The sequence below is a fragment of the Glaciihabitans arcticus genome (assembly GCF_004310685.1).
Classification (GTDB): domain Bacteria; phylum Actinomycetota; class Actinomycetes; order Actinomycetales; family Microbacteriaceae; genus Conyzicola; species Conyzicola arctica.
This window is the reverse complement of the sequence record NZ_SISG01000001.1, coordinates 585,857-607,223: the sequence shown is the minus strand read 5'-3', so window position 1 is coordinate 607,223 and position 21,367 is coordinate 585,857. Positions and strand designations below refer to the sequence as shown.

The following is a 21,367-nucleotide window of genomic DNA, read 5'->3' as shown; positions in this document are numbered from 1 at the left end:
TTCAGCCCTCCGTGCGGGTGTCGCCGGGCTTGCGGTACTCGTAGAGCACCTCGTCGAGCGGAACCCGCCCGACCATGTTGACGAGGTTCGTGGCGACCATCTGGCCCGCAAACGCGACGAGGATCACCCGCAGCTTCGGGCTGAATGCCGCCTCGAGCCGGGTGTACATCTCATCGGGGATGTGGTGCGGGTCGCGCGCGATCAGGCGCCCCCAATCCATCAGCAGCTGCTCGGTCTCGGTGACCTGCGGGTTGTCGACGTTCTCCCCCGAGTCGATCAGCACCTTGCGGAAGAACACCGAACAGACGAGACAGTCGTTCTCCTCGGAGATCGCATAGGAGAACAGCGACACGGCCCGCTCACCGATGAACGGCGCGAGCTCGTCGCGCAGCGTGTACCACTCCATGTAGGCGGTGAAGCTCGGCACGTGGCTCAGCAGCGTCGCCTTCATGTTGGTGATGCGGCCGCCGTGAGCCTCGACCTGATGGTCACTCGCGGCCTTCGCCGCGTCATCCAGTTCGTCGTATGTCGTGATCGGCAGGAACGTCATGCGCCCAGCCTAGGGCGAGGTTACGCCGCCTTGTCGAATTGGTCAGCGGGAAGTAATACAACCGGACCGTCAGCCATCGCACCGCGGGCGGTCGCCGCTTCGGAGAGCGGGTAGGTGGTGATCGGGATGACATCGAACACGCCCTTGCGCACCGCCTGAAACACGTCCGACGCTGCCTGCTGGCCGGTGCCGTGGCCGTTCCGCCACTGGCGGGCCACCGTGTAGTCGGCGGCCGTGATCGCGACGTCCGCGGTCGAGGCGTCAGCGACGACGACCCCGCCGAGGAATTCGACCCAGGCCGCGACGAACAGGTGTGCGCCGGAGGAATCGGGGGTGATGCTGACCGAGTTGCCCGAGCCGATCGAGTGCAGTTGCTTGACGATACAGCGCGAGAGCAGGCCGAGCGGAAGGAAGCCGACAGCCTTGTCGATTGCGACGTCCTTGGGGAAGCCGATCAGGTCGCGCTCGCTCAGCGTGGGGCGCAGTCCCTTGTTGGCGGCGTCGGCCGGGTAGGCGACGCGGTCACCGGGGGCGAATCCAGCGGCTTCCGGTCCAACGGCCTCGATGAAGCCGGCGGCCTGCAGGCCGAGAGAGCTCATTCCGACGGCACCGAGGCGCACGCGCACCTCGCCGGTCTTCGGACGGGGAAGGATGGATGATCGGGTAACAGCCATGTCAGGAAAAACGCCGGACAGGTGCCGGATATTCCCACGCTTGCTGGACGCGCGCTGTTAGAAGACTTTGCCCCGGTTGAGCAGACCCTGAGGGTCGAAGACGCCCTTGATCGAGCGCTGAAGCTCGAGCTGCTCGCTTCCCAGTTCCTCGCCGAGCCAGCGCTTCTTGAGCAGGCCGACGCCGTGTTCGCCGGTCAGCGTGCCACCGAGACGGAGGGCCGTGAGGAAGAGCTCGTCGGCCGCGGCCCAGACAGCGGCCGGGACATCCACGCCCTGGAACACGAAGTTGGGGTGCAGGTTGCCGTCACCCGCGTGGGCGACCGTCGCGATGTCGACACCGTGTTTGCCCGCAATAGCGGTGATGGCGTTGAACATGGCGGGCAGGGCACTGCGGGGCACGCAGACGTCTTCGATGAGCACGGTTCCGCGCGCCTCCATGGCGGGGTGGAAGGCGCGGCGCATCCCGAACAGACGGGCGCTCTCGGCCGGATCGGTCGTGTGCTCGGCGTCTCCCCCGAGCGAGCGGATCACGGCGAGCGCGTTCTCCGCGCCGACCGAAGCGCCGTGGCCATCAGTCTGCACGAGCAGGAATGACTGGCCGGGTCGCACGTCGAGGCCGAGATGGTCGGCGATGCTGGCCATGGCGTTGGGGTCGAGCAGTTCCATGATCGCGGGGCGGATGCCCGTGGCCGTGATCACGGCGGCGGCACGTGCGGCGTCCTCGACAGACGCAAACCACGCACCGATCGTCGAGGCGATGCCCTGCGGCAGCGCCTGAACCTTGACGGTGGCCTCGACGATCACACCGAGGGTGCCTTCGGAGCCGATCATCAGGCCGGCGAGGTCGAGACCGGTGACGCCCTTGACGGTGCGGTGACCGAACTCCATCAGCCGACCGTCGGCGAGCACGACCTTGACTCCGAGCACCGACTCGCGGGTGACGCCGTACTTGGCGCAGAGCAGGCCGCCGGCGTTAGTCGCGATGTTGCCGCCGATGGTCGAGATGGCGCGGCTGGCCGGGTCGGGGGCGAACCACAGGCCGCTCGGCTCGAGCGCCGTGTTGAGGTCGGCGTTGATGACGCCGGGCTGGACGACCGCGAGCTCGTCGTCGCGGGAGATCTCGAGGATGCGGTTCATGCCGATCGTCGACAGCACGATCTCGCCCGCCCCGGCGATCGCTCCGCCCGCCAGTCCGGTGCCGGCACCCCGCGTGACGACGGGCGTGCCCGTCTCGGTCGCGTAGCGCATCGTGCGCTGCACGTCGTCGATGCTGCGGGCGTGCACCACGGCGAGGGGTGCAGCGTCGGAGACGTGGCCGGACTTGTCGGCGCGGGCGGCCTCAAGATCCGCGGTGGACACCGAGACGATGTCGCCGAGGGTGTCACTGAGCTTCGCGAGGGTGGATGTCACCCTGCGAGCATACGCATTCGGTCTGGAACGAGCGCCCAGGTCGTGTCTGATTTCCGCTAGCCAGCGTCGGTGGCCGGTGCGAGGCTGGGGTCATGGAGAGTGGGTACATGGAGAACGCGTCGGCACTGTTCGCGGAGCGCTATCGCGCCATGTCCTCCCGAGACGCCCGCTTCGACGGCCAGTTCATCACCGGGGTGCACTCGACGGGCATCTACTGCCGCCCGAGCTGCCCGGCCATGACCCCCCACGCGCGCAATGTGTCGTTCTATCGCACCGCTGCCGCCGCGCACGAGGCCGGGCTGCGCGCCTGCAAGCGCTGCCTTCCGGATGCCGTGCCCGGCTCCCCCGACTGGAACACCCACGACGACCTCGCGAGCCGCGCCATGCGTCTCATCACCGACGGTGTCGTCGAGCGCGAGGGCGTGCCCGGTCTCGCGAACCGCCTCGGCTACACAACACGGCACCTCACCCGCGTGCTCGTGGCGGAGCTCGGCGCCGGCCCTCTCGCACTCGCCCGGGCGCACCGAGCCCAGAACGCCCGTGTGCTGCTCACCTCGACCGACCTCTCCGTCGCCGACGTCGCTTTCGCGTCGGGCTTCTCGAGCATCCGCCAGTTCAACGACACCATCCAGTCGGTGTACGAACTCACCCCGAGCGCCCTGCGCGCCTCGAAGCGGTCCGCCGACCCATCCTCCCCCGGCAGCATCACGCTACGCCTGCCCGCGCGCGCCCCGTTCGACGGCGCCGGCGTGATGCGCTACCTCCAGGGCCACGCGATCACCGGCGTCGAGACCATGGTCGACGGCTCGTTCGAGCGCGCGCTGCGCCTCCCCCGCGGCGTAGCCCGTGTCTCCCTCCGGGTCGAGGGAGACTCAGTGATCTGCACCGCCCGTCTCGATCAGATAGCGGATGTCGCGACCCTCGTCTCCCGCGTGCGCCGTCTCTTCGACCTCGACGCCGACAGCCTCGCGATCGACGCCGCGCTCGGCTCGGACCTGCAGCTCGCGCCGCACGTCGCGCTCTCGCCCGGCATCCGCATCCCCGGAGCCCTCGACCCCGAGGAGGCCGTATTCCGCACCCTCGTCGGCCAGCAGATCTCGGTGGTCGCGGCGCGCACCGTGCTCGGCCGCATCAGTGTGCAGATCGGAGACGAGGGGCTCTTTCCTACCGCGGCACAACTCGCCGAGCACGGGCATGCCGTGCTGCGCGGGCCTGCGACGCGCATCCGGAGCATCATCGGCGCAGCCGAAGCGCTCGCGAGCCGCGAGCTCAGTCTCGACGTCGGGCTGCCGGCGCCCGAGTTCATGTCGCGGCTCACCGCGCTGCCCGGCATCGGTGAATGGACCGCCGGCTACCTCGCGATGCGGGTGCTGGGCTCACCCGACATCCTGCTCGCGAGCGACCTGGTGATGCTGCACAGCGCGCGCGACCTCGGTATCCCGGCCACCGCGAAGGGGCTCGCGGCCCATGGCGAGCGCTGGGCTCCGTGGCGCAGCTACGCCGGGCTGCACCTGTGGCGCGCCCGTGAGCGCAGCACAAGGGCTGCCGGGTCTCCCGCTGCTGTGGATACCATCGGGGTGTGAAACCCGAACCTGCCGCGCGACACGAGACGGAGTCCGAGCGGCTCGACCGCAACTGGAACGAGATCCTGCAGGAGCTGCGCGTCACCCAGACCGGAACGCAGATCCTCACCGGATTCCTGCTGACGCTCGCCTTCCAGCCGCGGTTTGCCGAGCTCGACGCGTTCCAGATCGACGTGTACCTCGTGCTCGTGGTGCTCGCCTGCATCACGACCGCCCTCGCCCTGGCCCCGGTCAGCCTGCACCGGGCGCTGTTCCAGAAGCGCGCCAAGCGGCAGATCGTGCACATCGGTGACTCCATCCTGAAGCTGACACTCGCGGGTGTTGCCGGAGTGTTGACCGGCGTGACCCTGCTCGTCTTCGACGTGGTCGTCGGACGTGCGGCGGGCGTCATCGCGGGCAGCGCCACCCTCGTCTTCGTGCTGCTCGCCTGGCTGCTGGTGCCCCAACTGGCACGGCCGAGACGCGGCGAGCGCCCGTGAACAACGAGAACGGACCGGTCCCCACGAGCCGTGGCCTGGACCGGTCGACCTGGGAGTACGCGGGCAAGCGCGCCTTCCACGGCTTTATGCGGCACCGGGGACTGGACTCGGCCGCCGCGCTGACCTTCTTCGCGGCCCTGGCCCTATTCCCTGCAACCCTGACCGTCGTGTCGTCGTTCGCGCTGCTCAACAACCGGGAGAACGCGATCCGCAACATCCTGAGCGTGGCGAACGAATTCGTGACCGAGGACACGGTCGAGACCCTGCGCGATCCCCTCACCTCCCTGCTGTCGATCGGCAACCCGGGGCTCGCGTTCGCCATCGGCCTCTCACTCACCCTCTGGTCGGTGTCGAGCTATGCGACGGCATTCGGGCGCGCCGTGAACACCGTGTACGAGGTACAGGAGGGGCGGCCGATCTGGAAGTTCCGCGGCCTCATGATGCTGGTGACCCTGCTGCTGATGATCGGCTTCGCCCTCATCGTGGTGATCCTGCTCGGCACCCCGAGCGCCGCGCGCACCATCGGTGAGGCGGCGGGCTTCGGCGAACCGTGGCTCACGGTCTGGAACGTCGGCAAGTGGCCCGCACTCGCCGCACTCGCCTTCTCCCTGGTAGCCGTGCTCTACTACGCCACCCCGAACGTGCGGCACTCGCGTCTGCGCTGGGTGTCGTGGGGCGCCGCCTTCGCGCTCCTCGCCTGGGGCGTCGCGACCCTCGCCTTCGCCGTCTACGTGATGACAGTTGGCACCTACGACAAGGTCTACGGCTGGATCGGCGGGGGCCTCGCGCTGCTCGTGTGGCTCTACATCACCAACCTCGTGCTCGTGATCGGCGCCGAGGTCGACGGCGAGCTCGTGCGGGTGCGCCAGCTCGCCGCAGGCATCCCCGCGGAGGACACCATCCAGCTGCCCGCGCGGGACACCACGCGAACGCTGATGCTCGCGCGGCAGCGGGCCGACGATGTGCGCGAGGGGCGGGAGATACGGGAGAAGGCTAGCCGGCCTTCTTCTTAGCAGCCGTCTTCTTCGCGGGAGCCTTCTTGGCCGGAGTCGCCTTCTTGGCTGGGGTGCTCTTCGCTCCGCGGCTCTTGTCGACACTGCGTCGTAGCGCCTCCATCAGGTCGAGCACCTCGCCGCCACCTTCCTCCTCGGCCTGCTCGCCGAAGGTCTCCTCGGTCGAGACCGCGTCGCCCTTCTTGAGCTTCACCTCGATGAGCTCCCGCAGCTGCTCCTGGTACTCGTCGGTGAACTTGTCGGGAGCGAAGTCGGCCTCGAACGATTCGACGAGAGACTTCGACATCTCGAGCTCCTTGGCCGAGATGCGCACTTTCTCATCCAGCGCCGGGAACTTGGCCTCGCGCACCTCGTCATCCCAGAGCAGAGACTGCAGCATCAGCACGTCACCACGCACCCGCAGCGCACCCAGCCTGGTCTTCTGCCGCAGCGCGAACTGTACGATCGCCGTGCGGTCGGTGTCTTCGAGGGTGCGGCGCAGCAGCGCGTACGCCTTGTTCGACTTCGAGTCCGGTTCGAGAAAGTAGCTGCGCTCGAACATGATCGGGTCGAGCTGATCGTTGGGCACGAACTCGACGACGTCGATCTCGCGACTGCGCTCCTCCGGCAGGGACTTCAGATCATCGTCGGTGAGGATGACGGTCTCCTCGCCATCGTCATACGCCTTGTCGATGTTCTCGTAGGCGACGATCTTGCCGCAGATCTCGCACCGTCGCTGGTACTTGATGCGGCCGCCGTCCTTGTCGTGCACCTGGTGCAGGGCGATGTCGTGGTCCTCGGTCGCGCTGTAGACCTTGACCGGCACGTTGACGAGGCCGAAGGTGACAGCGCCTTTCCAGATAGCTCTCATGACTCCAGTATTTTCCTGAAACCGTGAGTTGCGCCAGAGCTGCCGCAGAACACTGGCAATTCGCCGGTCAGCAGGAGAACCATCGAGGCATGGCGGACAAGGGCGAAATGGTAGAAGTCGACGGGCATCGACTCAGGCTCACCAACCTCGACAAAGTGATGTACCCGGCCACCGGAACCACCAAGCGCGATGTCATCGACTACTACGCTCGCATCGCCCCGGTGCTGCTGCCGCACTCCACCAACCGCCCGGCCACCCGCAAACGCTGGGTGCACGGGGTCGGCACGGCGAGCAAACCCGGGGACATGTTCTTCCAGAAGAATCTCGACGATTCGACTCCGGGATGGGTGAAGCGGCGCGAGATCGAGCACAAGGACCACTCCAACGAGTACCCGCTCGTCAACGACCTCGCCACCCTGACCTGGTTGGCCCAGATCGCTGCGCTCGAGATCCACGTTCCGCAATGGCAGTTCGGCCGTACCGGGGTGCGCCACAATCCCGACCGCCTCGTACTCGATCTCGACCCCGGCGAGGGTGCGGGGCTCGCCGAGTGCGCGGAGGTAGCCCGACTCGCGCGCGCGATACTGACCGGGATGGGGTTGGACCCGATGCCCGTGACGAGCGGGAGCAAGGGCATCCACCTGTATGCGGCATTGGACGGCAAGCAGGACTCGGCCGCGGTGAGCGCCGTCGCGCACGAACTGGCCCGCGCGCTCGAGGCGGATCATCCCGACCTCGTGGTGAGCGACATGAAGAAGACCCTGCGCGACGGCAAGGTACTCGTCGACTGGAGCCAGAACAACGGCAACAAAACGACCATCACGCCGTACTCGCTGCGCGGACGCGAGCGGCCCATGGTCGCGGCCCCACGCACCTGGCGCGAGCTCGCGAGTAAGGATCTCGAGCACCTCGACATGGAGCAGGTGCTCGCGCGAGTGAAGCGGCGTGGCGACCCGCTCGCCGGGCTCACCGCGGGACACCTCGGCGCGCTCGAACCGACCGAGCAGCGTATGGCCGGCTTCGACCGACTGGAGAAGTACCGCTCGATGCGCGACGGGTCGAAGACGCCCGAGCCGGTTCCGGCCGACGCCGCCGAGCCGACCGATGGGCAGAGCTTCGTCATTCAGGAACACCACGCGCGCCGGCTGCACTACGACTTCCGGCTCGAGCACGACGGAGTGCTCGTGAGCTGGGCCATACCGAAGAACGTGCCGACCGACCGCAAGACCAACCACCTCGCCGTGCAGACCGAGGACCACCCGCTCGAGTACGGCAGTTTCGAGGGAACCATCCCGAAGGGCGAGTACGGCGCGGGAGAAGTCACCATCTGGGATTCGGGCACCTACGAACTGGAGAAGTGGCGTGACGGCGAGGAGGTCATCGCGACCCTGCACGGCGAGAAGCACGGCAGCCACCGCTACGCGCTCATCCACACCGGTGGGAACGGGCGTGCCGGCGGTGCCCATTCAAGCAATAACTGGCTCATCCATCTGATGGCGGATGCCGATGAGCCGCACCACGCTCCCCCGCCGAAAAAGGTCCCGTCGAAGAAGCGCGCGACCAAGGCCCCACCCTCCCCCATGCTCGCGACGCTCGGCACCGCGCAGACTCTGCGTCACGAGAAGGACTGGGCGTTCGAGATGAAGTGGGACGGCTACCGCGCCATCGCCGAGGTGCGGGACGGCACGGTGCGGCTGCTCAGCCGCAACGGCAACGACCTGACCGCCGCCTGGCCCGAGTTCGACGAGCTCGCGGAGGCGATCGACGGGGACGCGATTTTCGATGCGGAGATCGTCGCGCTGAACAAGGCCGGGCGCCCGGACTTCTCGCGACTGCAGTCGCGCGCCAAGCTCACGAAGAAGGCGGAGATCACCAAGGCGCGCGAGTCGACGCCCGCCCACCTCTTTGTGTTCGACATCCTCGAGCGCAACGGGGAATCCCTCGTCGGCGAGAGCTACGACGAGCGCCGCGCGGCACTGCTCGACGCGGTGACGGAGCGGGGGGCCATCCGGGTGCCACCGGCGTTCGAGGGCGACCTCGACTCGGCCATCGCCTCGAGCCGGGAGCTGAAACTCGAAGGCGTGATGGCGAAGCGCCGCGACGCCGTCTACCGCCCGGGTCGACGATCGGATGACTGGGTCAAGATCAAGCACCACCGCAGCCAGGAGGTCGTCGTTGTGGGCTGGCGGCCCGGCGCGGGCAACCGCTCGCATCGGGTCGGGTCGCTTCTGCTCGGCATCCCCGAGAAGGACGGCCTGCGCTACATCGGCCGGGTGGGCACGGGATTCACCGAGAAGGAGCTCGACGACCTGCGTGGCCGCCTTGCCCGGATGCAGCGTGCTACCAGCCCCGTGAGCGACGTTCCCGGTGCCGACGCCCGCGACGCGCACTGGGTCACCCCGAAGCTCGTGGGCGAGGTGGAGTTCGCGGAGTGGACTCCCACCGGACGCCTGCGCCAGGCCAGCTGGCGTGGCCTGCGCGCCGACAAGACGGTGGCGGACGTCACACTCGAGACTCCAAGCTGACACTCGCCTGTACGAACGCTGCACACCCCACGCATCAAAACTAAGGTGGAACGCATGAACCCCAAGATGCTGCTCCTTGTTGGTCTCGCCGCCGGATACGTGCTCGGAGCCCGCGCCGGGCGCGAGAAGTACGACACCCTCAAGGCCAAGGCGAACGAGCTGTGGGAGAATCCCCGCGTCGCTCGTGCCCGCCGCGATGTCGAGGCCTACGCCCGACAGCAGGCTCCGATCATCCGCGAGCGTGCGGAAGCGGCCGCCAAAGCGGCACCCGGAGTGATCGCCGACGCCGCCAAGGACGTCGCGAGCAAGACCAGCGAGGTCGCCCGCGACGTCGCCACGAAGACCTCAGACGTCGCGAAGGACGTCGCCGGCAAGACGTCCGAGGTCGCCAAGGACGTCGCCGCGAAGACGAGCGCGACTGCCAAGGACGTCGCGTCGAAAACCTCGGCCACCGCGAAGAACGTGGCAGCGAAAGCCACCGACGTCGCCGGCGACGTGCGCGACTCGGTCGTGAAGACTTCGAAGGACCTGCGCGGCATGGGCGAGGACGCCGTCGACCGCGCTGTCACCGCCGCCGGAACGGCTCGTGACAACGCGCTCGAGACCGACGAGCCCGACGACCGCCCGTAAGTTTTAGCCTTCGGGCAGCTTGGGCAGCATGATCGCCGACGTGATCGGCACCATGCCGCTTAGCCGCTCCGGCGCCAGCACGCGCTGCACGTCCTCGAGCGTCATCAGGCCCGACGACACCACGAGGTCGGCGATCGACGCATTCGTTGTGAGTGCCGTGTGCGCGAGCGTCGCCGAGGCCGAGTAGCCGATGTACGGCGTGAGAGCTGTCACCACTCCCACGGACGACTCGACCTGCATCGAGAGGCGCGCGGTGTTGGCCGTGATCCCGTCGATGCAGTTCACCCGTAGGGTGTAGCAGGCCTTCGTCATCCAGGCGAGCGACTGCAGGATCGAGTGGGCGATCACCGGCTCGAAAGCGTTGAGCTGCAACTGGCCGGCTTCCGCGGCCGCGGTGACCGTCGCATCCGCACCGATCACGCTGAAGGCGACCTGGTTGACGACTTCGGGGATCACCGGGTTCACCTTGCCGGGCATAATCGACGAGCCCGCCTGGCGCGGCGGGAGGTTGATCTCGCCGAATCCAGCCTGCGGACCGCTCGAGAGCAGGCGCAGGTCGTTGCAGATCTTCGACAGTTTGACCGCGGCGCGCTTCAGGGTTCCGCTCAGCGTCATGAAGATGCCGGCATCCGAGGTCGCCTCGATCAGGTCGGGGGCAGTCTCCATCTCGATACCGGTCACCTCGACGAGGTGCTTGCGCACGGCCTCGGCGTAGCGCGGGTCGGCGGTGATGCCCGTGCCGATCGCTGTCGCACCCATGTTGATCTCATTGAGCCACGGGATGACCTCACCCAGCCGGTCGTAATCCTCGGAGAGGGTGTGCGCGAACCCCCGGAATTCCTGGCCGAGGGTCATGGGAACGGCATCCTGCAGCTGCGTACGACCGATTTTGAGGATGTCGTTGAACTCCGCGCCCTTCGCGGCGAACGCGGCCGTCAGCAGCTTGTGCTCGGCGAGCAGGCGTTGCACCCCGAACACCATGGCGAGCTTGATCGCGGTCGGGTACACGTCGTTGGTGCTCTGGCTGCGGTTCACATCGTCGATCGGGTGCAGGTGGGCGTAGTCGCCGCGCTCGAAGCCCATAAGCTCAAGGCCGCGGTTCGCGATCACCTCGTTCGTGTTCATGTTCGTGCTGGTGCCGGCACCGCCCTGGATCACCCCGACGCAGAATTCTTTGTGCAGCGCGCCCTCGACGATCTCGATGCAGACCCGCTCGATCACGTCGGCCTTCGCCTGTTCGAGCACACCGATTTCGGCATTCGCTCGGGCCGCCGCCTGCTTGACCCGCGCCAGGGCGGTGATCAGGTCGGGGTAGTTGGTGATGGCGCGGCGCGTGATCGGAAAATTCTCGAGCGCCCGGGCCGTGTGCACCCCCCAATAGGCGGAGGCCGGTATCTGCTGGGAACCCAGCGAGTCGCTCTCGGTGCGGGTGGCTGTGGGATCGTGCTGCGCTTGTGGCGCGTGCGTCGTCATGTATTCAGTCTCCTTTGACTGCCAGTCTTCTTGCGCCGGGTGGGCGAAAGCAAGCTTTGTGGAACTACTGTCCCACGGTGTGCAGCGCGGGCACGATCAGATAGATGCCGAACAGCACAAATGCGCCGCACAGAATATAGAGGGCGATGGATGCGCCGCGTCGCCACGGTTCTGTTCCGTCACCCAGGCGCAGCGCCAGCGAGAACAGGGTCACGACCACGGAGGCGGCGACGAGGGACACCACGACCACCGTGACGAATGCGAGCCAGTCGATCATCAGCGGTTCGCCTTCTTCTTCGGCTTCGGTCGCACGAAGGCTCCGGGCTCGGGTTGGTGGAAGTGGTTGGCGTCGACCCTGCTGCGGCGCGAGCGCAGGAAGATGAACAGGATGGTCGCGACCGCGAGGGCGACGTCGATGATCACGCCGACGAGTCCGAAGCTCGCGATGAACGCAGCCAGCGCTCCCACCGCTCCCGCTGCGGGAATTGTGATGAGCCAGCCGAGCGCGATACGCCCCGCGGTCCGCCAGCGCACCGAGGCCCCCTTGCGGCCGATACCCGTGCCGATGACCGAACCCGAGGCGACCTGGGTGGTCGAGAGCGCGAAGCCGAGATGCGTCGAGGCGAGGATCGTGGCCGTCGTCGCCGCCTCGGCCGCGAAGCCCTGGGCGGGCTCGACGTCGGTGATGCCGCGGCCCAACGTCTTGATGATGCGCCAGCCGCCGGAATACGTGCCCGCCGCGATCGCCAGTGCGCAGACCAGGATGACCCACCACGCGGGTCCGGTGCCGGCATCCTGCATATTCGCCGCGATGAGGGTCAGGGTGATGACACCCATCGTCTTCTGGGCGTCATTCGTGCCGTGGGCGAGCGAGACGAGCGACGAGGTGAAGATCTGCCCCTTCTTGAACCCGTCGCGCTCGCGCTTCTTGGTGATGGTGAACGCGATGCGGGTGACGACGAAGGCGACGAGCCCCGCAGTAAGAGGAGCGAGCAGTGCCGGGATGAGGATCTTGGAGACGACGACTCCCCCGTCGATCGCCCCGATGCCGGCGCCGACGATCGTGGCACCGATCAGTCCGCCGAACAGGGCGTGGCTCGATGAGGAAGGCAGGCCGAGCAGCCAGGTCACGAGGTTCCAGACGATCGCACCGATCAGACCGGCGAGGATGAGCTCGGGCGTGATCTGGATCCCGCCCTCGCCCTCGCGGATGAGCCCGCCGGAGATGGTCTTGGCGACCTCGGTACTGAGGAAGGCGCCGACGAAGTTGAGCACCGCAGCGATGAGCACGGCGGTCTTCGGTTTGAGGGCACCCGTGGCGATTGGAGTGGCCATGGCGTTCGCCGTGTCATGGAAGCCGTTGGTGAAGTCGAAAACGAGAGCCAGTGCAATGACTAGCGCGACCATGAGCTGGATGTCCACTGCGACGACTCTAGACCCCCGAATCGGTCGCGCACCAGCCGAGGCATTGTTGCCGGGATACCCCCGGGAATGGGGGTGTGCGACTTGGCTCGGCGGGGATGCGCTACGGGAGTGCGGCTCAATATACTCATGGGGACTTGAAAGAACACACTTTCAGGCGAGGGGAAAATATCGTGTCTCAAGATGACCTTTTTGGCGCTCCCGCTGGCTGGTACCCGGATCCTCTGGGCCTCCCGCAGCTCCGCTGGTGGAACAACCACGCCTGGACCGAGCAGACTTCTGCCGCGCGCCAGCCGATGGTCATGCAGGACACCAAGTTCGCCTGGGCCGACGACGAGCTGCCCACGCGTCGCGAAGAGCGCGAACGTGAGCGAGCACGCGACGACCGCGAGCCCGTGAAGACTGTCGCACCGACCGCCGAGACTCTTCGTGAGCTCGAGCCGCCGCGTGCGTTCACCAAGATCGACGAGCCCGACCCGATCGCCTCGATCTTCGACGCAGCTCCCGCCGGCGCACCCTTCGGTGCCGCCGCGCCCGCCGCTGATGTGTTCGAGACGCCTGCTTCCCCCGAGCCGGCCGCCGCAACCGCACAGTCGCTGTACACGCCCGACGCCGAGGCAGAGCACGTCGTCAAGCTGACGCCGTCGTTCGGCTCGCTGTTCGACTCCAGCTCCGCAGCCTCACCGCTGCTCATGGCTGCGACCGAGAACTCGCTCGACAACCTGTTCGGAACGAAGACGGACCGCCGCGCGGCCCGCGCTCGCACCCCGATCGTCACGGCAGAGCTGCTCAACATGGAGGCCACCGGCGCCAAGGCCCGCGTCAGCAGCGGTCCCGCGTGGATGATCGCCATGGTGCCGTTGTTCCAGCTGGTACTGAGCCTGCTGTTCCTGACCGCCTTCGGTATGGGAAGCAACCTGGCCGTGTTCGTCGGCATCCTCGTCGTTCCGTACTTCATCGTCATCGGCCTCGCGTTCGCCGACCACCGCGCACTCTCGCGTGCGGGTCACGACCGTCCCGCACACTGGGGCTGGGCTGCTCTCACCGCTCCCGTCTACCTGCTGATGCGCGCTCGTGCGAGCATCCGCGAGACCGGTCACGGTATCGGCCCGGTTCTCGTCTGGTTCGGCCTCGGCGCACTGCACATCGCGTCGGCCGTGGCCATCCCGGGTCTCATCATCGCCCTTCTGCCGGCCATGTTCTCTAGCCAGATCGAGCAGTCGGTCGCCGATGACGCCTTCCTGATCAGCCGCTCGGCCATGACCGTCGACTGCCCGCCCTCGCCGCCGCTGCTCATCTCCGAGAGCGTCACCTGCAAGGGAACGGCAACCGCCTCCGGCCAGAAGTACGACATCAAGGTCAGCCTTGAGCGTAAGAACGGTTGGGTCTCCTGGCAGGTCACTGACTGGGGCGTCTGGGGCATGAGCAACTAGGTTCATCCCTGACCAGCATTTTCCCGGTGCGGCGCGGTGGCTTTCGAGCCCCGCGCCGCACCATTTTTGTACCCCCGAAAACTCGCCAAAACTTTTTTCACATTGGTAACGAATTAAGGGCATCGGTGTGCCATCATGAGTCATCACCCGAGTCCCCCCGCTTGGGTGTCAATACTCACTGCATCGAAGGTTTTCGAGCCTCGGTGAACCCCCGTTGATTCCCTTTCGCCTTACCCGAGTTTGAAAGAGTCGGCCGCCGCCATGTCAGCATCCTCAGCAGCAGCGTCTTCCGGAGCGGTTTCTTCCGGTGCAATGGCACCGGGATGGTACCCCGACCCCGACGGTCGCCCGCACCAGCGATGGTTCAACGGCGCCGACTGGACCAGCGAGCTCGCCCCCAGCGGCAGCAACCCGCCCCGCCTGAGCGTCGTCGGTGACGCCTCATACGCGCCCACTCCCGCGCCGGCCCCCGCCTACAGCGCAGCACCGTCTCCCATGCCGACCATGCTCGCCACGGCACCACCGCCTGTCGCCAGCCAGGGCCAGTACGGCATCAGCAGCCTTCCCGCCTATGCTCCGGATGCGCCCGTCGCGCCCAGCTACGGCGTACAGACCTCGTCAGCGTTCCAGACCGCACCGGCCGCACCGCCGGCGAGCCCCGCATACCCGTCGTTGGCTCACCTGCCAGGCCCGGGAGTCGCCGCGCTGCCCGCCGCCGACGTACGCCTCGCTCTCGCGCCCACGCCCGCCCCTGTGCTATCGACCCCTGTGCTCTCGACCCCCGTGCCATCCGCCGCTCCGGTGGCCCCCCAGGCGCACCGTCCTGTCGTACAGGGCCACAGCGGCATCGCTACGCCTCCTGAGGGCACCTCCCTTCCGCAGTCGAGCCGTCCCCGCGCTCAGCGCGCCCTCGACCTCGCTACCCAGTCCTCCGCGCTCGGTATCGCCTACGACCGTGCCGACTACGGCGCCGCGTCGCCGACGATGTCGACGGAGGAGGAGATCTCGGTCGCGGCCTCTCGCGCCGCGACGCTGGCCGCGTTCACCCAGGGTCTCAGCAACGACCTCCTCGCGCCCGCTCCCGCAGCCGCGCCGCCGGTTGTGGCTCCAGCGGTCACCGCACCCTCCGTCTCTGCGCTCGCACCGACCTGGCCGAGCGCCGTCTCGCTGCTCGAGGCGCCCGTCGCGCTCGTACCGGCCTACCGTGTTCCCGAGACCGCCGCTTTCGCGGTGCCGACGACCACTCCCGCGCTGGGCTTCTCGGGTACGACACTGTCCGCACCCGGCCTGGGCTCCAGCTACCAGCCGTTCGCCATGATCCCGGAGGTCCGCAAGGGCACCGATCTGAAGCCCGCCCGCACCTACACCGCCGCCGCCTGGCTCATCGCGCTGCTGCCACTACTCATGGTGGGCGTCGGAGTGGGCATCGTGCTGTTCTACCCGGAGTTCTACTCGCGCTTCGCGCAGGTCGGCATAGTAGCCGTCGCGACGCTCGTGTCCTTCGCCCTTGCGGCGCGTGACCGCAGCGAGCTGATCCGCGCTGGACACGCGCGCGCCGCATCCGCCGCCTGGATGATCCTGACCCCGGTCGGCTATTTCGTCGCCCGCATGATCTTCACGGCTCGCCAGTCCAAGGGCGGCGCCTGGCCGCTCGTGCTCTTCATCGCGGTCGTCGGTGCGAGCGTCTTCGGCATCATGCAGCTGCCCGAGTGGGCTCCTGCCCTGCTGCTGACGCCGGCCGGCTGAACCGAATCCTGATTCGTCTGCGGTTTATGGCTCCTGCCGTGACGGTTGCCATGGCCGCGCTCGAAATCTGCGCTTAACAAGTCAACGCCGCCGGGCGAGGCCCGGCGGCGTGAACTGCTCGGATGACGGTGACCGGGTCTAACTGCGAGTCCCGCAGGATCACCCCCGTGATTCCTGCGGTCCCTGCCTCGGTCACCGTCATCCCTAGTCCCCCGACTAGTGCATGAATCGAATGTATTCGAGGACGACCTGGGAGCGCTCCCCCCCGTCCGGGTTACTACCCGTTCAGCAAAGAAAGCAGCATAATGCGCCGTTCGCGCAATTAATCCTCGTCGTCGACGTCTTCCGAGTCGCCGATGGCGTCGCGCAGGAGGCTCATCAGCGCCTGCAGCTGGATGTTCGACTCGGCCGCGACCTCCTGGTCCGAGCCGTCGAGGGCCCGTGCCGCGAGGCCCGCCTTGCTGTCGATGAGCTCGGCGATCTTCGCGTCGATGGTGTGCGCCGCGATGATGCGCCAGGCCGTGACCGGCAGTTCCTGTCCGATGCGGTGCACACGGTCGATGGCCTGGGTCTGCTCGGCGCTCGTCCAGCTGAGCTCGGCGAGCACAACGTTAGAGGCCGCCTGCAGGTTGAGGCCGACGCCGGCGGCGGTAAGCGAGGCGACAACGACGGAAACTTCCGGATCCTTGTCGAAGGAGTCGATCGCATCCTGCCTCGCCTTCGGCGACTGGTCGCCGCGGATCGAGACGGACTTGAGTCCGACCTTGGCGAAGTGCTGCTCTGCGACATCCATCACATCGATGTGTTTGGCGAAGAAGACGACCTTGCCGACGTTGCGCGCGAGCTGCGCCGTGTAGTCGGCGGCCAGCCCGGCCTTGGCCTGGCCGATCTTGCGCACCATCGTGAATACGTTGTCGCCGGTCTTGGCGGCCTTCGATTCGTCGAGCTCGGCGTGGGCGACGACGCGCAGGATATCCTCGCGGTCAGCGTCGGGCTTGAGGGCACGCACGCGATTGTAGGTGGTGAGCAGGCGAGCGGTGAGCGCGGCCTCCGCGGCGCGGATCGTGCGGCCGAGATCGTCATCCAGCTCGACGGGGATATCGGCGACGCGGCGGGCGGGGATATCGGAGGCGACGTCCACCTTCTTGCGGCGCACGATACCCATGTCGATGACGGCCTGGCGGGCCTCGGCGAAGAAGCCGAAGTCGGCGGGGGTGAGACCGGTGTCCTCGAGTTTGTCGATGAGCGGCGAGAGCGGCTTCTTGTCGTCGATCCAGCCGAGGAACTGCCAGATCGCACGGAAATCGTCGATCGTGTTGATGAGCGGCGTACCGGTCAGGGCCACGAACAGCGCGCGCGGCTGGGAGGCGCGGATGCTGCGGCTGAGCGCCAGCACGTGCTTGGAGCGCTCGCTCTTGAGGTTCTTGATGAAATGCGCCTCGTCGACGACCATGCCCTTGAATCCGAAGCGTCCGAGCCAGCCGACGTGCCGGTCGAGCACCTCGTAGTTGACGATCACGACGTCGCTGAACGCGTCGACGTCCTTGCCGTCGCCATGCACGACCGTCGCGGTGCGTCCAGGCGTCCACAGCTCGACCTCGCGCGCCCAGTTCGTCTTGACGACGTTCGGCACAACAACGAGCAGCGGGTAGGAATTTGAGACGGATGCGGCGACGAGCGCCTGTGCGGTCTTGCCGAGCCCGGGCTCGTCAGCGAGCAGGAAGGTGCGGTGCCCCTTCTTGACCTCCTCGACGAAGCGGGCCTGGTGGCGCATGAGTTCGAGGTTTCCGCCGGGCGTGGTGAGGCTGGAGGCCTCGGGCAGGTCCATGCTCGCTGCCCCACCGCCGGCGCCGTACTCAAAGGCGCGGAACAGCGGTTCGATGAGCTCCCAGTTGCCCAGGCGGTTGGTCTTCTCCGTCTTCGGCACAAGCGCGCTGAAGTCGGGGGCGAGGAAGGGGTTCGACATCTGCATCTGGCGCACGGACTGCGGCACCACCTGCTTCTCGATGGTCTTGTCGACGGGCTTAGGCTCGGTCGTGATGATGAGCTCGTCGGGGCTCAGCTCGACACCCGCGGCGATCAGCAGGTCGCGGCGCAGCGTCTTGGCTGCGGCACTGACGACGGCGTCCTCGCCGAGCATTGAGATGAGGGTCGTGTCGCGCGCGGCGGTCTTCGCGAGGATGCCCGCGAGGCCGTCGAGACGCTTCTGCTCGTTGGAGCGCTCGGCATCGGTGAGCGTGGGGTCGACCTTGACCCGGGCACGCTCTTCGCGCAGCAGCAGCGTCGCGACCTGGAAGCGGGCGCGGTTGGCAGGCTTGAGCGGTCCCTTCTGCACGGCGGTCTCTACCTCGCGGGCGACCCGCGCGAGCACGGGGATGACCCCGGCGTCGTCACCGGGCCGCGGCCTGCGGCTCTGGGTGGTACGTCGCTGCGACTGGTTGCCCGATCGCTGGCGCTTCTGGCGCTGGCCCTGTTCGGCCATTGTTCTCCTCGTAGCCGGGCTGCTGTGCTGCGGCTGGTTTCGGTAGGCAGAAATCTGCGGCCCAACAGGCCACGAGACGGCGTCCGTTCGAGGTATTCCAGACCCGGTCGCGATGCGACCAGTGGACTCGGCGGGCGTTGCAGCCAGTCTACCCCCATTGGGGCCGCAGCTGTGCGCTGGCTGTCAGCGCCGGTTGCGATCCTCTTCATTCGGCACCTTCACGAGGATCGCCGCGCCCACGAAGACGAGCACCGACAGGTAGTGCAGGGCCGGGATGACGCCGTTCTCGTCGAGCGCGAGGGGCCACACGGGGTTGAACAGCACGGCGATCGGCACGAGCCCGAGCAGCCACCACCACTGCCTCGCCTGCCAGGCGAAGACGGAGAGGATGAGCGCGAGGATGCTCACCGCGTACTGGATGACGAGGTAGCCACCCGTGCCGATGAGCGGAATCCCGACAAAAAGCACGATCGCGGCGAGCAGGCCGGGCGCGAGGGCGGTGCGGCGGAACTGGGGTGTGGGGTAGCGATCGGACATCAGTACGAGTGTATTGCCGCGCGCGATGGTCACCGACTCGCACCCTCCGCTTCACCCGCCGTTCAGGCTTTCTCTGGTGGAATGGAGGGCATGAGCCCCAGAACGGCCGAGTATCCCCGGCCGGATCACTTCCTGCTTCACCTCAGCGACACGCATTTTGTGGCCGAGGGCGATCTCTACGACTCGGTGGACAGCGAGCGCAACCTGCGCGACCTCTTCGACCAGCTCGAGGCGTCAGGGGGCAGGCCGGAGGCCATCGTCTTCACGGGTGACCTCGCCGACAAGGGCGACCCCGCCGCGTACGCCCGCCTCAAGGCGATCGTCGAGCCGGCTGCGGCCTCTCTCGGTGCCCGCGTCATCTGGGTGATGGGCAACCACGACGACCGCAGCGCGTTCCGCGAGGGACTGCTCGGCCAGGGGCCCGGCACCGCACCGATCGACCGTGTGCACTGGGTCAACGGGTTGCGCGTGATCGCCTTGGACTCGACCGTGCCCGGTCACCACTACGGCGAGATCTCGTCGGCCCAGCTCGACTGGCTCGCCGAGGAGCTCGCGATCGCCGCCCCGCACGGCACCATCCTCGCCCTGCACCACCCGCCGATCCCGAGCGTGCTCGACCTCGCGGTGATGGTCGAGCTGCGTGACCAGCGCGGGCTGGCCGAGGTGCTTCAGGGTTCGGATGTCCGCAGCATCATCGCGGGACACCTGCATTACTCGTCCACCGCCACCTTCGCCGGCATTCCCGTTTCGGTGGCCTCGGCCACCTGTTACACGCAGGACCTCAACGTGCCGGTGGGCGGCACACGTCCGCGCAACGGTGCCCAGTCGTTCAACCTCATCCACATCTATGAGGACACCGTGCTGCATTCGGTCGTGCCGCTCGGTGAGAGTGTGCCGATCAGCTATGTGAGCGCCGAAGAGACCGCGATCATCCTTCGTCGGGAGGGCGTGCGCATCGCGCCCTCGACCGCCGCGGCGATCGACGAGGACACGCTGCTCACGGTTCCGATCGACATCATCCGGCCCGTGGCCGCGAACGTGGAACGGTCAGCCAGCCTGGATGTGTGAGACCGCCGCCGAGGTCTCCCACGGAGCGGCGATCGGGAAGTAGCTGTCGAGGAAAGACCGCACCGCTTCGGCGCGCTCCTCGGCGGAGATCTCGGGGAAGCTGCCGTCGTTGAGGCAGAACATGTCGAAGTTGCGCTTGCGCAGCAGCTTCTCCATCACGACGAGGCCCTCGCGCATGGTCGTGTCGACGTACTTGACCTTCGCCTCGGTCTGCAGCACGGCGTTGCCGGTGAGCAGCGCGTAGTAGTGGTACAGCGAGTTGGTGACCGAGATGTCGGTGGCCGAACGGAACCGGCTGCCCGCGGTGCGCGCGAAGTCCTCGGGGAACTCCCGCTCGAGGTCGAGCAGCACGCTGCGGCGGATCGGCGCGGCGCAGTGCTCGAGGTGCCGCGTGATGGTGACGCCGAAACGCTCCTCGAGCAGTCGACGGTTCACGCGCGCCGCGTTCTCGAAGCCGCTGCGCTGGGTGTTGCTCGTGCCCAGGCCGATGCGGGTCGTCGCCTCGACGAACTTGGTGACGCCACCGGGCGAGAAGAACATGTCGGGCGTGACAGCGCGACCGAAGAACATATCGTCGTTGGAGTACAGGAAGTGCTCGGCGATGCCGGGGATGTGCGCGAGCTGGCTTTCGACGGCCTGCGAGTTGTGGGTCGGCAGAACGCTCGGATCGACGAAGAACTCCTCGCTGCGCACGATCGTGACGCCGGGGTGCTCGGCCAGCCAGTACGGCGCAGGTGAGTCGGTCACCACGAAGATGCGCCGCACCCAGGGGGCGAACAGGTGCACAGAGCGAAGCGCGTAGCGCAGCTCGTCGAGCTGGCGGAACCGGGCAGCGTGGTCGTCGCCCTCCCCCACCACGTAGCTCTGCATCTGGCGGGCGCGCGCTCGCTGGAACTCGATGTCGGTGCCATCTACCCAGGAGAAGACCATGTCGATGTCGAAGGTGATGTCGGAGGCGACGGTCTGGAACATGGGCTCGAAGGTGCGCCAGGTGTGGCCGTAGCGCTCGACCGTGGTCTCCACGACCTCCGAGCGCGGGATGCGCCGACGGGTGAGCGCCGACTCTGCGGGTGCCTCGACGTAGTCGTCGGAGAAGATCCAGGACTCGAGCCTCACGCCCGACTCCTTGCCGTAGGTGAGACCGCCAATCGGGGCGACGCGGGGGCGGAAGATGATGCTGGACCGGTCCTTCGGACCGAGGTGCAGCAGTCCATCGGAGATGAGTACGGCGGGGCCGGCGTCTTTGGCATCCTGCTTGATGAGGAAAGGCTCGTCGGCCATGCCCGCGATGAGGGCCGCGCGCACCGCCGTGGCGTCAGCGGTGTCCACGGCGAGAACCGGTCGCTGGTCGTTGCCGTGCACGAGCATATAGGGCAGTCCGGCCGACTCGAGCAGCGCGCGCACGAACAGCAGATCCTCGACCATCGCCTGGTGCGGGGTCTGATCCTTGTTCTGCAGTGCGGGTGTCGAGCGGTTTTTGGCCATCGGGCAA

The 21,367-nt window shown here is 67.4% G+C and carries 18 protein-coding genes; 8 read left to right on the top strand and 10 right to left on the bottom strand.

The features are described from left to right. Window position 1 precedes the first annotated feature (1 nt). From EYE40_RS02775 to EYE40_RS02765, 3 genes are read right to left on the bottom strand one after another with little or no spacing between them, the layout of a single operon-like run. Window positions 2-550, bottom strand: a complete 549-nt coding sequence (locus EYE40_RS02775; protein ID WP_130980517.1) for a carboxymuconolactone decarboxylase family protein — start codon at window positions 548-550, stop codon at window positions 2-4. Between the two features lie 20 nt (window positions 551-570). After that, window positions 571-1,224, bottom strand: a complete 654-nt coding sequence (locus EYE40_RS02770; protein WP_130980516.1) for an MDR/zinc-dependent alcohol dehydrogenase-like family protein — start codon at window positions 1,222-1,224, stop codon at window positions 571-573. Between the two features lie 57 nt (window positions 1,225-1,281). Then, window positions 1,282-2,634 (bottom strand): FAD-binding oxidoreductase, encoded by a 1,353-nt coding sequence (locus tag EYE40_RS02765; RefSeq protein WP_130980515.1) that lies wholly within the window; start codon window positions 2,632-2,634, stop codon window positions 1,282-1,284. Window positions 2,635-2,741: 107 nt separating this feature from the next. Between EYE40_RS02765 and EYE40_RS02760 the strand changes: the two genes are divergently transcribed. Genes EYE40_RS02760 through EYE40_RS02750 form a run of 3 tightly spaced genes read left to right on the top strand, consistent with a single transcriptional unit; the run spans window position 2,742 to window position 5,709 of the window. Then, complete coding sequence (locus tag EYE40_RS02760; RefSeq protein ID WP_130980514.1) at window positions 2,742-4,217, top strand: AlkA N-terminal domain-containing protein; 1,476 nt, start codon at window positions 2,742-2,744, stop codon at window positions 4,215-4,217. Continuing rightward, window positions 4,214-4,696 carry a DUF6328 family protein gene (locus tag EYE40_RS02755; protein WP_130980513.1) on the top strand — a complete coding sequence of 161 codons (483 nt, stop codon included), beginning with the start codon at window positions 4,214-4,216 and terminating at the stop codon, window positions 4,694-4,696. Before EYE40_RS02760 ends, EYE40_RS02755 begins: the two co-directional genes overlap by 4 nt. Further along, window positions 4,693-5,709 (top strand): YihY/virulence factor BrkB family protein, encoded by a 1,017-nt coding sequence (locus EYE40_RS02750; RefSeq protein WP_204742207.1) that lies wholly within the window; start codon window positions 4,693-4,695, stop codon window positions 5,707-5,709. The genes EYE40_RS02755 and EYE40_RS02750 overlap by 4 nt, the downstream gene beginning before the upstream one ends. Here EYE40_RS02750 and ku read toward each other — a convergent pair. After that, window positions 5,690-6,559 (bottom strand): non-homologous end joining protein Ku, encoded by an 870-nt coding sequence (gene ku, locus EYE40_RS02745; RefSeq protein ID WP_130980512.1) that lies wholly within the window; start codon window positions 6,557-6,559, stop codon window positions 5,690-5,692. The genes EYE40_RS02750 and ku overlap by 20 nt on opposite strands. A gap of 89 nt (window positions 6,560-6,648) precedes the next feature. Here ku and EYE40_RS02740 point away from each other — a divergent pair, with 89 nt between their 5' ends. Together EYE40_RS02740 and EYE40_RS02735 are read left to right on the top strand one after the other, a co-directional pair. Further along, entirely contained in the window at window positions 6,649-9,084 is a 2,436-nt protein-coding gene (locus tag EYE40_RS02740) for an ATP-dependent DNA ligase (RefSeq protein WP_130980511.1), read from the top strand. A gap of 54 nt (window positions 9,085-9,138) precedes the next feature. Continuing rightward, entirely contained in the window at window positions 9,139-9,714 is a 576-nt protein-coding gene (locus tag EYE40_RS02735) for a protoporphyrinogen oxidase (protein ID WP_130980510.1), read from the top strand. 3 nt (window positions 9,715-9,717) lie between these two features. On the opposite strand, the gene EYE40_RS02730 is transcribed toward EYE40_RS02735, so the two are convergent. From EYE40_RS02730 to EYE40_RS02720, 3 genes are all read right to left on the bottom strand, one after another. Continuing rightward, complete coding sequence (locus tag EYE40_RS02730) at window positions 9,718-11,187, bottom strand: aspartate ammonia-lyase (RefSeq protein WP_130980509.1); 1,470 nt, start codon at window positions 11,185-11,187, stop codon at window positions 9,718-9,720. 64 nt (window positions 11,188-11,251) lie between these two features. Next, a complete protein-coding gene (locus EYE40_RS02725) occupies window positions 11,252-11,464 on the bottom strand; it encodes a hypothetical protein (protein ID WP_130980508.1) in 213 nt (70 codons plus the stop codon). Continuing rightward, the gene (locus EYE40_RS02720; protein WP_130980507.1) at window positions 11,464-12,609 is read right to left on the bottom strand and encodes an inorganic phosphate transporter; all 1,146 of its coding nucleotides are present in this window, start codon (window positions 12,607-12,609) and stop codon (window positions 11,464-11,466) included. The genes EYE40_RS02725 and EYE40_RS02720 overlap by 1 nt, the downstream gene beginning before the upstream one ends. Before the next feature lie 173 nt (window positions 12,610-12,782). On the opposite strand from EYE40_RS02720, the gene EYE40_RS02715 reads away from it, so the two are divergent. Together EYE40_RS02715 and EYE40_RS02710 are read left to right on the top strand one after the other, a co-directional pair. Then, window positions 12,783-14,042 (top strand): DUF2510 domain-containing protein, encoded by a 1,260-nt coding sequence (locus EYE40_RS02715; RefSeq protein WP_240034683.1) that lies wholly within the window; start codon window positions 12,783-12,785, stop codon window positions 14,040-14,042. A gap of 312 nt (window positions 14,043-14,354) precedes the next feature. After that, entirely contained in the window at window positions 14,355-15,788 is a 1,434-nt protein-coding gene (locus tag EYE40_RS02710; RefSeq protein WP_161972336.1) for a DUF2510 domain-containing protein, read from the top strand. A 322-nt stretch (window positions 15,789-16,110) separates the two neighbouring features. Here the strand turns inward: EYE40_RS02710 and EYE40_RS02705 are convergent, their stop codons facing one another. Continuing rightward, window positions 16,111-18,270, bottom strand: a complete 2,160-nt coding sequence (locus EYE40_RS02705) for a DEAD/DEAH box helicase (protein WP_130980505.1) — start codon at window positions 18,268-18,270, stop codon at window positions 16,111-16,113. Window positions 18,271-18,453: 183 nt separating this feature from the next. After that, on the bottom strand, window positions 18,454-18,807 hold the full coding sequence (locus tag EYE40_RS02700; protein ID WP_130980504.1) for a DUF6804 family protein: 354 nt from the start codon (window positions 18,805-18,807) through the stop codon (window positions 18,454-18,456). Window positions 18,808-18,897: 90 nt separating this feature from the next. Here EYE40_RS02700 and EYE40_RS02695 point away from each other — a divergent pair, with 90 nt between their 5' ends. After that, entirely contained in the window at window positions 18,898-19,875 is a 978-nt protein-coding gene (locus tag EYE40_RS02695) for a phosphodiesterase (RefSeq protein WP_130980503.1), read from the top strand. Here the strand turns inward: EYE40_RS02695 and EYE40_RS02690 are convergent. Beyond that, a complete protein-coding gene (locus EYE40_RS02690) occupies window positions 19,855-21,360 on the bottom strand; it encodes a stealth family protein (protein ID WP_130980502.1) in 1,506 nt (501 codons plus the stop codon). The two genes, EYE40_RS02695 and EYE40_RS02690, sit on opposite strands and share 21 nt — an antisense overlap. Between the last annotated feature and the right edge of the window lie 7 nt (window positions 21,361-21,367).

Excerpts from the sequence above, each read along its gene's own strand:
- EYE40_RS02775 (WP_130980517.1), bottom strand. The coding sequence starts at position 550 with ATGACGTTCCTGCCGATCACGACATACGACGAACTGGATGACGCGGCG.
- EYE40_RS02770 (WP_130980516.1), bottom strand. The coding sequence starts at position 1,224 with ATGGCTGTTACCCGATCATCCATCCTTCCCCGTCCGAAGACCGGCGAG.
- EYE40_RS02760 (WP_130980514.1), top strand. The coding sequence starts at position 2,742 with ATGGAGAACGCGTCGGCACTGTTCGCGGAGCGCTATCGCGCCATGTCC.
- ku (WP_130980512.1), bottom strand. The coding sequence starts at position 6,559 with ATGAGAGCTATCTGGAAAGGCGCTGTCACCTTCGGCCTCGTCAACGTG.
- EYE40_RS02740 (WP_130980511.1), top strand. The coding sequence starts at position 6,649 with ATGGCGGACAAGGGCGAAATGGTAGAAGTCGACGGGCATCGACTCAGG.
- EYE40_RS02735 (WP_130980510.1), top strand. The coding sequence starts at position 9,139 with ATGAACCCCAAGATGCTGCTCCTTGTTGGTCTCGCCGCCGGATACGTG.
- EYE40_RS02730 (WP_130980509.1), bottom strand. The coding sequence starts at position 11,187 with ATGACGACGCACGCGCCACAAGCGCAGCACGATCCCACAGCCACCCGC.
- EYE40_RS02725 (WP_130980508.1), bottom strand. The coding sequence starts at position 11,464 with ATGATCGACTGGCTCGCATTCGTCACGGTGGTCGTGGTGTCCCTCGTC.
- EYE40_RS02710 (WP_161972336.1), top strand. The coding sequence starts at position 14,355 with ATGGCACCGGGATGGTACCCCGACCCCGACGGTCGCCCGCACCAGCGA.
- EYE40_RS02705 (WP_130980505.1), bottom strand. The coding sequence starts at position 18,270 with ATGGCCGAACAGGGCCAGCGCCAGAAGCGCCAGCGATCGGGCAACCAG.
- EYE40_RS02700 (WP_130980504.1), bottom strand. The coding sequence starts at position 18,807 with ATGTCCGATCGCTACCCCACACCCCAGTTCCGCCGCACCGCCCTCGCG.
- EYE40_RS02695 (WP_130980503.1), top strand. The coding sequence starts at position 18,898 with ATGAGCCCCAGAACGGCCGAGTATCCCCGGCCGGATCACTTCCTGCTT.
- EYE40_RS02690 (WP_130980502.1), bottom strand. The coding sequence starts at position 21,360 with ATGGCCAAAAACCGCTCGACACCCGCACTGCAGAACAAGGATCAGACC.